Raw genomic sequence first — 11678 nt, 5'->3', positions numbered from 1 at the left:
GCCGGTCGTGGTCTCCGTCGGCCCCTGACTGTAGCCCGAGCTTATCTGTGCCCGCAGCTGGTTGATGAAGATAACCGTCGTCTTGCTCTTCGCGATGGCTGATGTGAGGCGGCGCAGCGCGTAGCTCATGAGGCGCGCGTGAAGCCCGACCTGATTGCTGCCCTCTCCCATTTTTCCGTCTATCTCGGCCTGCGGCGTAAGCGCGGCCACCGAGTCTACAACGACGAGGTCAAGCGCGCCGCTGCGGACCAGGGTGTCCAGTATATAAAAAGCCTGTTCGCCGCTGTCGGGCTGCGACAGGTAAAGGTTCGCGGTGTCCACGCCGAGCGCCGCCGCCAGACGCGGGTCCAGCGCATGCTCGGCGTCTATGAAGGCGGCGATACCGCCGGCTTTCTGCGCTTCGGCGAGTATGTGAAGGGCTATGGTGGTTTTTCCGCCGCCCTCAGGGCCGAATATTTCAACGACGCGTCCGCGCGGGACGCCGCCGATGCCGAGAGCGACGTCAAGAGGAAGGATTCCGCTTGGGATGACCTCAACCGCGTGCTGCACTTCGTCTCCGAGACGCATGATGGAGCCGTCGCCGAATTTTCCCCTTATCTCACCAAGGGCCTGCGCCAATATGTCTTCTTTGGTTACCGCCTTTTTTGCCATCTCTCTGCCTCCATTTATTCTAAATTTTTACTTTTTGATTTCATTTATGATTATATCAGAGTTTGCCGCGGAGCTCAAAGTGTTTCAGCGGCGTGTAGATCGGTCCGCCCGGGGTGAGCTCGCTTTTCATCATGACGATCTCTTTTACGCGCCAGGCCGGAAGTTCGATTTTATCTTTTTCTATCGCTTTGACGGCCGCCTCCGGCAGAGGTCCGTGTTCATTGCGGCGTCCCAGCGTTATGTGCGGCGAAAATTTCCGCCATTCTTTTGCCACGCCGCAGCGAAAGGCACAGGTCTCGGCCTTCTGCTGAAGTTTTTTCAACTTCCCGATCTCCCCGCCGATGCCGGTCCAAACAACTCTCGGGGCGCTGAGGCTCGGGAAGCCGCCGACGCCCGATACCGATAATTCAACAGGGCCGCCGATATCTTCTTTATTCAGCAGTTTCGCGATCGCCTCCGTCATATCGGGATGTATCTCTCCGCAGAATTTAAGGGTTATGTGGATAGTCTCGGGAGCGACCCATCTTATCCCCGTTTCCGCGGATCTCCTGGCCGCGAGCCATTCACCAAGGGCATCTGTATGTCCCTGCGGGAGCTTTATACAGATGAATACGCGCAGGAGCCTTCCCGCGAGAGGGGGGATTCAGCCGCCCATTATTTCAAAACTCCGCCGCGCCCCTCGGCGGCAGCGCATTTTTCGATCAGGCAGGAGAGGACCCGTTCCGTGGTCCGGCGGCGGATATCGTCGCGGCCGCCATCGAAGCGGCAGCAAAAGGCCTCCGTGCCTTTTTCCGAACTGAAGCCGAACCAGACGGTGCCTACCGGCTTCTCATCGGAACCTCCGCCGGGCCCCGCGATGCCGGTGACGCTCATCGCGATGTCGGCGCCATATATCCGGCGCGATCCTTCGGCCATTTCGCGCGCGCATTCCTCGCTGACGGCGCCGTGTTTCTCAAGCGTGGACGGGGAGACGCCGAGGATGTTCTCTTTCGCGCTGTTTATGTATGTCACGGCTGATCCCCAGAAAATATCCGAGGCTCCGGGAATGCCGGTCAGCGCGGCGGAGATCATCCCGCCTGTGCAGGATTCGGCAAGGGACAGCGAAAGTCCGCGATCCCGAAAATTTTTGATGACCCCGGCTGCAAGTACGTCAAGTTTTCCCGTCATTTCCCTATCAGCTCCAGAATCGTTGAAAGTCCTCCGGCAAAGATAAGCCAGTGTATGAAATGCAGGAGCAGGTTGACGATCACGCCGCCCGCGATATCGTCGGCCATTATCCCGATCCCGCCGGGGAGTTTTTCAAATTCTTTGACGGGAAAGGGTTTCGTTATGTCTACGATGCGGAAGAGGAAAAGAGCCACCACCGCGTAGGTGAGTTCAAACCCCCATGAGGATATCCATACGCCGACGACTTCGTCGATAACGGCCTCGCCGGGATCTTCGCGCCCCGCGGCCTTCTCATATTTATCGGCCGCGTAACAGCCGATGGCCGCCACCGCCGCGATAGCCCAAATAGGGATGCCGCCAAAGAGCAGCCACAGCACGGTCCCGGCGATCGAACCAAGCGTGCCCGGCATCTTTGAGTAGCGTCCGAGGGTGCCGACCGTGGCGATCATTCCATACCATGTCTTCATTTCCGGGGTAAGTATCATATTTCTTCTCCTGTCATGTCGTGCGGCATCGCCTCTGCAACGCGCAGGGTTATGATGTCGCCCTCCTTCAGATCTTCTCTGATATTGCGTATCTCTATTACTCCGTCGACCTCCGGAGCCTCGCGGAAGGAGCGCCCTTCGGCGTAGCCCTCTTCTCTCTCTATCTTTTCTACCAGCACTTTTAGTTCCCTGCCGATAAAACACCGCTGGCGCCCGAAGGATATCTCCTCCTGAAGACGCATGAGCTCGCCGAGGCGCCTGTTTTTCGTCCGCTCGGGGACCTGTTCCTCAAGCGCCGCCGCGACCGTCCCCTCCTCGGGGAAGAAGGTAAAAGCTCCCATCCTGTCAAAGCGCACCTCGCTGACAAAGTTTTTCAAGTTGTCAAAGTGCCGTTTCTTTTCCCCGGGAAAGCCTACCATGCAGGTCGTGCGCAGGGCGAAATCAGGGTTTATCTCCCGCGCCGTGCGGAATATCCCACGAAGCGTCTCCGGCGCGATGCCGCGGTTCATCGCCGCGAGTATCTCCGGGTCCCCATGCTGGACGGGAATGTCAAGATAGGGCAGGACCTGCCGCCCCGCGGCGACGCGTTCAAGAAGCGCGCGGTCTACGCGCGAAGGGTGCAGGTAGAGCAGTCTTATCCACAAATCATGCGGCAGCGAACTTTCGAGGGCGTCCAGCAGCTCTATGAGGCGCGGCCTGCCGTCTGTGTCAGTCCCATAAACGGTAAGGTCCTGGCCGACGACGCAGAGTTCGCGCGCTCCCTCTTCCGCAAGCTGCGCCGCCTCTTTTACGATGACCTCGACCGGCAGGCTGCGCAGCGGGCCGCGGATGCCGGGGATGGCACAGTATGTGCAGCAATTGCCGCAGCCCTCGCTTATTTTAAGGTAGCGGCTGTATTTTGACGACAGGGGCAGCGTTCCGCGGCGGCGCGCGTCATCCCCGGGCGTCTTCAACTGTTCGAGGACGAACTTCCAGTCTTCCGTTCTGGCCCAGAAATCCACCAGCGGCACCTCGGAGGGGAGGTCTTCCCCGTAGCGGTTCACAAGGCAGCCCACGACGCCGATCTTCTGAAGTTTTTTATCTTTTTTGAGTTCCTCGAGGTCGAGTATCGCCGCGATACTCTCCTCCACCGCCGGGCGTATAAACCCGCAGGTGTTCACCAGCGCGCATTCCGCATCTTCCGCCGACGGCACGAGCTCATGTCCGGCGGCGGCGAGCGCTCCGGCGAGGCATTCGCTGTCCACCCGGTTTTTAGCGCAGCCAAGCGTCAGGCAATATATTTTCATTTATATAAAGTATTGATGTCGTCGCTGACAGGCTGGTTCAGCATGTAAAGGCTGAGGCCGTTGTCGGTGAGCCCCGCGGATATCCCTAGGGATAAACGGATGCGCGCCTTGAACGGGTTGAGCCTGCCGCCCGACATTACCCCCATTTCCGTAAGTTTTTCAAATGAGCCCTCAAAATCGTTCGTCTTGTGCACATGGCACTGGAAGCAGCGGGAGGTTATCACCACCGGTATCCGGCGTCTGAGGATATTGCGGATAGGCGGCACCCACAACGGAGGCACGTTGCCGGCCCCGAAGCCGGCGAGCACCAGGCCGCCGAGCTCTCTGTGGGCGGCGAGAAACGACAGCAACCCGTCTCCGCCTCCGAGCGAGGCCCACATTATCTCAACACAGGGAAGCTCTTTCGGCCTCCGCGCCAGAAACGAGGGACGCCTGGGTTCGCTGAAGAATTTGATCTCGCCGTTGAGCATCTTTCCGACCGATCCCCTCTCCTGAGACTGGAAGGCGCTGTCCGGCGAGCCGGGGTCAACAAGCGTCACGTCGTCAGCTCCGAAGAGTTCGCCGCTGGAGCAAAGAAGCACGCCCTTGTCCCTTGCCATGGGCGAGATCGCGGCAAGCACGGAACAGTGCAGGTTCACAAGCCCCTCTTTGAGGCCGGCGCGCCCCTGTACCATGAGGTTGGCAAAAATCACCGGCTCCGAATGCTGCCAGAGCAGGTTGACGAGGTATGCCATCTCTTCCATGACGCCGCTGCCGCAGACGGTGATTATACCCGTATAGCCCTCGGCGATGAGCGATTCAAACATCTCCTCCATCGCCAACGTCATCGGCATGGAATAATGCGTGCTTGGCTGGCAGCTCCACTCCTTTATCTCACAGCAGCGTGCGAGGTCTTCAGGCAGATAGCCCAGCAGGATACCAGGGTCGGCACTTTCCTCATCCGCGGAAAAATTACCGGCTATGACAAGCGCGAGTTTAGGTAACGGAAGCAATATGACTCCTCCATCCTTTGCGATCATAAAAATGCTTCTCTTCCATGTTGCATTTTAGCGCAAAGAGGCAAAGGTTTCAAATTGCTATGGACTTTTATCACTTTTCCGTATATCTTCTTACGTGGTAAAAAATAATGAGAGGAGTTTTGCATTGGAGGCACTGTCATCTTTTTTAAGCTGCGGAATCCAGCTCTTCGGGGATTTGATACAGTGGCTGGTAGAGGTCATCGGGCACCTTGGGTATCCGGGGATCGTCGGCCTCATGTTCCTCGAGTCATCCTTCTTTCCGTTTCCCAGCGAGGTCGTGATACCGCCGGCCGGCTACCTCGCATGGAAGGGAGAGATGAATATATTCCTCGTGATTTTCAGCGGGATCGCGGGCAGCATCTTGGGCGGCCTGTTCAATTACTGGATCGCCGTGCGCTGGGGACGCCCCATCTTTGAAAAATACGGGAAATATTTCTTCGTCACTCATGAGTCACTTGATAAGGCGGAGGTCTTTTTTGCCCGTCACGGACATATAAGCACGTTCACGGGGAGGCTGCTGCCCGTGATACGCCAGTACATCTCGCTGCCCGCCGGGCTCGCGCGGATGCCGCTCGCGCAGTTTTCATTCTACACCGCGCTCGGCTCGGGAATATGGGTCGTCATCCTCGCGCTTGTCGGATACTTCCTCGGCAGCAATCAGGCGATGATCCACCAGGAGATGAGGAAGATAAGCCTCTGCCTGATCGCGGCCTGCGCCGTATTGATTGTGATATACATATTTATCTACCGCCGCAGACAGCACAAATAGAAGCTAATTTTCAGTTTTTTAATTACAATTAATCCTCTTTTGCGTCAAGCGGGAGAGGATTTTTTCTTTTATTCCGTTTCACAAATATTCCACATTATCGCAATATATCGACTTTCCACCTTATGGGTTGTAATTTTCAGAGCCAAGGCGTATATTCCCATCCGTTTTGCAAAAAGTGAAGAGACGGTTTTTGTTAAAAATATAAACATTTCCGTTGATTCGCCATTTTCTTTGGAGGTAAGATATATGACTATACAGGCTTGGGCGGCGCTTGCCATCTTTCTTGGCGTGATAATCCTCGCCGCCAGCGGCAGAATGAAGACCGCCACCGCCTCTTTATTCGGCGCATCCGTCATGGTGGCGAGCGGGCTGCTTTCGTCGGAGGACGCGGTCAAAGCGATAGACCACAACACCGTCGGGCTGCTCGTCGGCATGATGATCGTCGTCGGCATTCTTTCAAAGAGCGGCCTCTTCCAATATCTCGCCGTCAAGGCGATAAAGGTAACGGGCGGCAGGCCGATTCTTATATTCTGGATATTGTCGCTGCTGACGGCGGTGCTCTCCGCGTTTCTCGACAATGTTACGACGGTGCTGCTGGTGACTCCGGTAGTGCTTTCGCTCTGCGAACTTATCTCGATGAATCCTCTGCCGCTGCTTCTGATGGAGCTATTCGCCTCAAACATCGGCGGGACGGCCACGCTCATCGGCGACCCGCCGAATATGATAATCGCCTCCGTCGCCGGTTTCTCGTTCAACGACTTCATCGTCATCCTCGCGCCGGTCGCCGCCGTCATCCTCTGCGCGACGACGGCGTATGTCGCTTTTTACTACAAGAGCGAGCTGAAGTCCGACCCGGACGCCGCGGAGCGCCTCAGCGAAGTCGACGAATCGAAGCTCATCGTCAACAGGCCGCTGATGATCAAATCCGTGGTCATCATCGTGCTGGTGCTCATAGGATTCACCACGCACCGCATCTTCCACCTCGACGCGTCGGTGGTCGCCCTGACCGCGGCGGGAGCCCTGCTGGCAATATCGCTGCTTGACGAGGGAACGATACTCCATAACGACGTCGAGTGGCCGACGATAATATACTTCCTTTCCCTATTTATCATGGCGGGAGGGCTGAAGGCCAACGGCGTCCTGGAGGAGGCCTCCAAGCTGCTGACCCTCTTGTTTGCCGGCAATCCGCTGCTGATGCTCATGGCGACGCTGTGGATATCGGGGCTCGTCTGCGCCTTCATCAATAACATCGCCTTCACCGCGATATTCGTACATATCATCGGTTCGATGGGGCAGGCTGCCGGCGTCGCCCCGGAGCCGCTTTACTGGGCGCTGGCGCTGGGAGCCTGCCTGGGCGGGAACGGTACCTACTTCGGCGCGGCGGCCAACGCCGTCGTCGCCGATTTCGCGGCAAGGGAGGGCATAGAGATACCTTTCGCGGCCTTTTCAAGGATCGGCCTCCGGATCGTCTTTATCTCGCTGTTGATCTCTTCCGCCGCCCTGCTTTGGATAGGACGCGGCCTTTGGATGTAGCGTGCCGTAGTATAATAATGACATTGGGTGAAGAATTCCGACAGGAGGAATGAGATTGAAGATCGGCGAATTGATGAATAAAGAAAAAGTCGTGCTGCATGAGAGCGATACAATAGAGAGGGCGATCGAGATGATCCTCCGCCACTGCCGCACGGGAGTGCCGGTGCTCTCCGCCGACGGCAGGGTCCGCGGCTTCGTAAGCGAGGAGGACATCATCAAAAAGTGTCTGCCCGGATATATGACCACGCTGAAAAACGCCGCTTTCCTGCCGGACTACGGGCAGTTCGCAAAGCGCTTCGCCGCCATCCGCTATAAGCTGGTGACGGAGATCATGCAAAAAAACGTCGTCTGCTTCAAAAAGGATGACAGCGACTTCACCGTCGCCGCCGAGATGATCCGCCGTCATTTCAAGATCTGCCCGGTCACGGATGAAAACGGCTTTTTCGTCGGCTGCATCAGCCGCGCCTACCTGATCCGCTCGATGATCCTTGAAAAGAACCGCGGGGAGAAGGCCGTATTAAAGTATGAATGATAAAAGCAGGGCGGCTCGCGGCCGTCTTTGGAGCCGTCCGGCAGGGGCGGGCGACTCCAAAGCGCCGCCTTTTGCCCTCTTCTGTTTTTTCCGTCTTCCGCCGCGGCGGATGGACGCCTGAGGCTTCTCTTCGCGCAATACTTCAAACTTTTACACTTTTATTTTAACCGAATAATGGTATCATTTCAGACGTAACGAAAGTGCAGCATTGCGCTTTCGCCGCGTTTGGCCCTCATTGGGCAATCAATATCACTGGGAGTGGTTTTATGTACAGCAGTCGTAAGGCAGTATCTCTTCTCATGGCCGTGGCTCTCGTCATGGTCGCCTGCACCGGCGCGATGGCGGCAACGCTCAACGCCTATACGGTCATGCCCGAAAAGTATGCCTCAAAGGTCTTCGAGCAGTTCACGAAGGACACCGGCATCAAGGTAAACTTCATCCGCTTCTCATCAGGCGAGGCCCTCGCCCGCCTCGTGGCGGAAAAGAACAACCCGCAGGTCGACATCCTCCTCGGCGGCCCCGCGGATATCTATACGGCGGGACAGAAGGACAACGTATTCGCCGTCTATGTGCCGAAAGAGCAGAAACTGACCCCGGCGGAATACAGGGACCCCGGCAACCATTGGACCGGGATCGGCCTCATCCCGCTCTGTTTCCTTACCAACACCGACTTCCTCAAGAAGAACAACCTTAAAGCCCCCGGATCATGGCAGGATCTCCTGAACCCCGCCTACAAAAACGGCCTGCAGATGGCCGACGCCCGCACGTCGGGAACGGCGACGGAGCGTATCTACAGCCTGATCGGAGTCTACGGCGTGGACGGAGCCTTCGACTATCAGAAGAAGCTGCACAAAAACGTCCAGCTCTATACAAAGAGCGGCGCCGGCGGCGCGATGCCGATAGCGCAGGGACAGGCGGCAAGCGGGATCTTCTACCTCGTTGACGCGCTCGACATCCAGCAGCAGGGATATCCCGTGATCATCACCTACCCGAAAGAGGGCGTCACCTTCGGCATAGAGGCGACCGGAATGATAGCCGGCGCGAAGAACCCCCAGGAAGCGAAAAAATTCATCGACTGGGCGACGAGCCCCAAGCTGGGACAGTTCTTCGTCGATCAGAAGATCAACTACATTCCCGTCGTGAAAGGCGTGAAGATCACCAACCCCGCGCTTGATATGTCAAAGGAGAAGCTCCTTAAGGTCGGGGCCGAACACAAGGGCGACAAGCGCAAGTCTTACGTCGAGCGCTGGATCAACGAAGTCATCCGTTAATTTTCAATTTTAGGGCTGCGCGTGAGCTTACTCCCGCGCAGCCCTTTTCATAGCAAAGGAGTACGAAAACATGGCGTCATCCTCTTCAATGAGACGCGACCCCGCGCTGCTGCCGGTAGTCGCCGCGCTTTGGCTCGCATTGGGGTTTTTTGTCGTTTATCCATTCGTCAAGCTGCTGATCACGACCTTTATCGTTGACGGACGGCTTTCGCTCGCCAACCTCATGCTCGTATTTTCAAACGGCTACGACCGCCTCGCCTTCGTCAACAGCATCTGGCTGGCGGTCGCCGTCGCCGTGATGGGCACCTTTCTCGGCTTCGTATTCGCCCTGGCCGTTACAAGGATAAACCTCTCCGCGCCGCTCAGATGGTTCATCTCCGCCGTAACAGTGCTGCCGCTGATCTCGCCGCCCTTCACGAGCAGCATAGCGCTGACTCTCTCGCTGGGGCCGAACGGCATAATCCTGAAATTTTTCGGCATCCCCGATTTCAACATATACGGCTTCTGGGGGACCTGGATCTCGGAATCTCTCACGTACTTTCCCGTCGCCTTCCTCACGATAACCTCCGTGCTGGCCTGTATAGATCCCAACCTGGAGGACGCGGGGCTATCCCTCGGAGGCTCGCCGTTCCGCGTCTTCCGCACGGTGACCTTCCCCTTGACGATGCCGGCCATCGCCAACTCGATCCTGCTGCTTTTCGCCTGCTCGCTCGCCGACTTCGCGACGCCGCTCGTGCTCGCCGGACACCAGTTCCCGGTGCTGCCGACGCAGGCATATCTGCAAATAACGGGCATGTACGACCTCAAGGGCGGCGCGGCGCTCTCCTTCGCGCTGCTCGTCCCGGCGCTGCTCGTCTTCGTACTGCAGCGCTTCTGGGTGAGCCGCAAAAGCTACGTTACGGTGAGCGGCAAATCGGGCGCGCAGACGAAGATCAAGGGTATCGGCACGGCGGGCGAGGCGGCGGTGCTCGCGATATGCGCCGCGGTCATCTCCTTCATCCTCTTCCTCTACGCGCTGATCGTGATGGGAGCGTTTACAAAAGCCTGGGGGCTTGACAACAGTTTTACCTGGGAGAGCTTCGCCTACGTATTCAACCACGGGCGCAAAGCGATGCTGGACACGCTGATAATCGCCTGCATCGCGACGCCTCTCGGCGGACTACTCGCGGTATCGATAGCCTACATCACACAGCGCAAAAGCTTCTGGGGCAACGGCCTGATGGAGGTCGTCTCCCTGCTGAACTTCGCGCTGCCGGGAACGGTCGTCGGCATCGCCTACATCATCGCCTTCAACAGCCAGCCGCTCGTGCTGACAGGAACGATGTCCATTCTCGTGGCGGCATACGTATTCCGCTACGACTCGGCGGGAATACGCTCCGTCATCGCCTCGCTGCACCAGATAGACCCCTCGCTGGAAGAGGCGTCGCTGAGCCTCGGCGCATCGTCGATCGGCACCTTTAAAAACGTGACGCTGCCTCTCGTCGTCCCGGCGCTGCTCGCGGGGATGAAATACCTTTTCATCCATTCGATGACGGCGATCAGCGCGACGATCTTCCTCGTCTCCGTGAGCTGGTCGCTGCTGACCGCAAGAATATTGGAGTGCATGACGGAGCTGCAGTTCGGGAACGCCTGCGCCTTCTCGGTCGTGCTCATCCTGCTCGTGTTCATTTTCAACGGGATGCTGACGCTCCTAGTGCGGGGCGCCGGCTATAACTACAGAGGGCAGGGAGGAAATCTGTAATGGCTGTAGATCTGCATCTTAAAAATATAACAAAAACCTTCATCAAAGACGGCGTAAAATTCGACGCCGTCGAAAGAGTTGACCTCGAAGTGGCGGGCGGCGAACTCGTAACCTTCCTCGGCCCCTCCGGCTGCGGCAAAACGACGACCCTGCGCATGGTGGCCGGCTTTGAGGCCCCCACCTCGGGGCGCATCCTCATAGACGGCGCGGACGTCACGGAAGTGATGGTCAACAAAAGGGAGATCGGCTTCGTCTTTCAGAACTACGCGCTCTTCCCGCACATGACGATCGGAGACAACGTCGGTTACGGACTGAAAATGCGCTCCGAGAGCTCCGCCGATATCGCCGGGAAGGTCGGAGAAGCGCTTGAAATGGTCGGCCTTAAAGGCACGGAGAGACGATACCCCAACCAGCTCTCGGGCGGCGAGCAGCAGCGCGTCGCGCTGGCGCGCGTCCTCGTCATGCGCCCGAAAGTGCTGCTGATGGACGAACCTCTCTCAAACCTCGACGCGAAACTCCGCCTCCACATGAGGACGGAGATCCGCAGTATCCAGAAACAGCTCGACATCACCTGCCTCTACGTTACGCACGACCAGAAGGAGGCGCTGACGATGGCGGACCGCATCATGGTCATGAACCGCGGCAAAGTCGAGCAGATCGGATCGCCCTTTGACATATACACCCATCCGCGTACGCTCTTCGTCGCGGACTTCATCGGCCAGGCGAACGCGATCTCCGGCACGCTCGACGCGCGGGAGGGCGCGGAGCGCGGCACTATGAGGATCGGCGAACGCCGCCTCCCGGTAAAGCTCATCTCCGACGCCGCGTATTCCGCGGGGGACGGCATATCCCTGATACTGCGCCCGGAGGCCGTGACCCTCAGGGCGGGCGGAGAGGGACTGCTCTCCGGCAAAGTGACGAGCGCCGTATTCAGCGGCGACCGCATGGAATACGTGGTGGAACTGGAAAACGGCGCGCCGGTCTCGGTGATGGAAAACTACTTCCCGGGCGCGGCAAGGTACGAAAGAGGGGAAGAGGTCGCGCTCTGCTTCAACTCGGAGCTCACTGTCGCACTTCCCCTCCCCAAAGAATAGACAACGGCGCTATCTAAAAGGCCGCATAGGGCCGCCCGCCGCCAGTCACCCGTCATGCCGGGCTCGCCCCAGCATCCAGCGACGTTATGTTTGCCGCCAGTCACCCCGGACTCGACCCGGGGCCCAGATT

The 11678-nt window shown here is 57.9% G+C and carries 12 protein-coding genes (1 of these 12 running past the window's edge); 6 read left to right on the top strand and 6 right to left on the bottom strand.

From position 1 onward, the window contains the following. The 6 genes in view from recA to CLOEV_RS04330 are tightly spaced (at most 55 nt apart) and all read right to left on the bottom strand, a layout consistent with a single transcriptional unit that may run on beyond the window. Positions 1–651, bottom strand: the 5' portion of a protein-coding gene (gene recA, locus CLOEV_RS04355) for a recombinase RecA (protein WP_008710861.1). It extends 486 nt beyond the left edge of the window; 651 of the gene's 1137 nt are visible here — the first part of the coding sequence; the start codon lies at positions 649–651; its stop codon lies beyond the left edge, outside the window. A 55-nt stretch (positions 652–706) separates the two neighbouring features. After that, on the bottom strand, positions 707–1258 hold the full coding sequence (thpR, locus tag CLOEV_RS15785) for an RNA 2',3'-cyclic phosphodiesterase (protein WP_261796317.1): 552 nt from the start codon (positions 1256–1258) through the stop codon (positions 707–709). Positions 1259–1305: 47 nt separating this feature from the next. After that, positions 1306–1818 (bottom strand): CinA family protein, encoded by a 513-nt coding sequence (locus tag CLOEV_RS04345; RefSeq protein WP_034442111.1) that lies wholly within the window; start codon positions 1816–1818, stop codon positions 1306–1308. Further along, positions 1815–2303, bottom strand: coding sequence for a phosphatidylglycerophosphatase A family protein (locus tag CLOEV_RS04340; protein WP_008710855.1), 489 nt, complete (start codon positions 2301–2303; stop codon positions 1815–1817). Before CLOEV_RS04340 ends, CLOEV_RS04345 begins: the two co-directional genes overlap by 4 nt. Continuing rightward, positions 2300–3589 carry a 30S ribosomal protein S12 methylthiotransferase RimO gene (rimO, locus tag CLOEV_RS04335; RefSeq protein WP_034442105.1) on the bottom strand — a complete coding sequence of 430 codons (1290 nt, stop codon included), beginning with the start codon at positions 3587–3589 and terminating at the stop codon, positions 2300–2302. The genes CLOEV_RS04340 and rimO overlap by 4 nt, the downstream gene beginning before the upstream one ends. Next, a complete protein-coding gene (locus tag CLOEV_RS04330) occupies positions 3586–4581 on the bottom strand; it encodes an asparaginase domain-containing protein (protein WP_008710849.1) in 996 nt (331 codons plus the stop codon). Before CLOEV_RS04330 ends, rimO begins: the two co-directional genes overlap by 4 nt. A gap of 151 nt (positions 4582–4732) precedes the next feature. Here CLOEV_RS04330 and CLOEV_RS04325 point away from each other — a divergent pair, with 151 nt between their 5' ends. From CLOEV_RS04325 to CLOEV_RS04300, 6 genes are all read left to right on the top strand, one after another. Beyond that, positions 4733–5377 carry a DedA family protein gene (locus CLOEV_RS04325; RefSeq protein ID WP_008710848.1) on the top strand — a complete coding sequence of 215 codons (645 nt, stop codon included), beginning with the start codon at positions 4733–4735 and terminating at the stop codon, positions 5375–5377. A gap of 246 nt (positions 5378–5623) precedes the next feature. Beyond that, complete coding sequence (locus CLOEV_RS04320; RefSeq protein WP_008710845.1) at positions 5624–6910, top strand: ArsB/NhaD family transporter; 1287 nt, start codon at positions 5624–5626, stop codon at positions 6908–6910. Between the two features lie 55 nt (positions 6911–6965). After that, positions 6966–7442 carry a CBS domain-containing protein gene (locus tag CLOEV_RS04315; RefSeq protein WP_008710844.1) on the top strand — a complete coding sequence of 159 codons (477 nt, stop codon included), beginning with the start codon at positions 6966–6968 and terminating at the stop codon, positions 7440–7442. A 266-nt stretch (positions 7443–7708) separates the two neighbouring features. After that, positions 7709–8713 carry an ABC transporter substrate-binding protein gene (locus CLOEV_RS04310; RefSeq protein WP_008710841.1) on the top strand — a complete coding sequence of 335 codons (1005 nt, stop codon included), beginning with the start codon at positions 7709–7711 and terminating at the stop codon, positions 8711–8713. Positions 8714–8783: 70 nt separating this feature from the next. Further along, positions 8784–10454, top strand: coding sequence for an ABC transporter permease (locus CLOEV_RS04305; protein WP_034442097.1), 1671 nt, complete (start codon positions 8784–8786; stop codon positions 10452–10454). Beyond that, the gene (locus CLOEV_RS04300) at positions 10454–11548 is read left to right on the top strand and encodes an ABC transporter ATP-binding protein (protein WP_034442094.1); all 1095 of its coding nucleotides are present in this window, start codon (positions 10454–10456) and stop codon (positions 11546–11548) included. The genes CLOEV_RS04305 and CLOEV_RS04300 overlap by 1 nt, the downstream gene beginning before the upstream one ends. Positions 11549–11678 lie beyond the last annotated feature (130 nt).

Source organism: Cloacibacillus evryensis DSM 19522, assembly GCF_000585335.1.
GTDB classification, from domain to species: Bacteria; Synergistota; Synergistia; order Synergistales; family Synergistaceae; genus Cloacibacillus; species Cloacibacillus evryensis.
The sequence above is the reverse complement of the archived record's forward strand: the minus strand, read 5'-3'. Positions and strand labels throughout refer to the sequence as shown.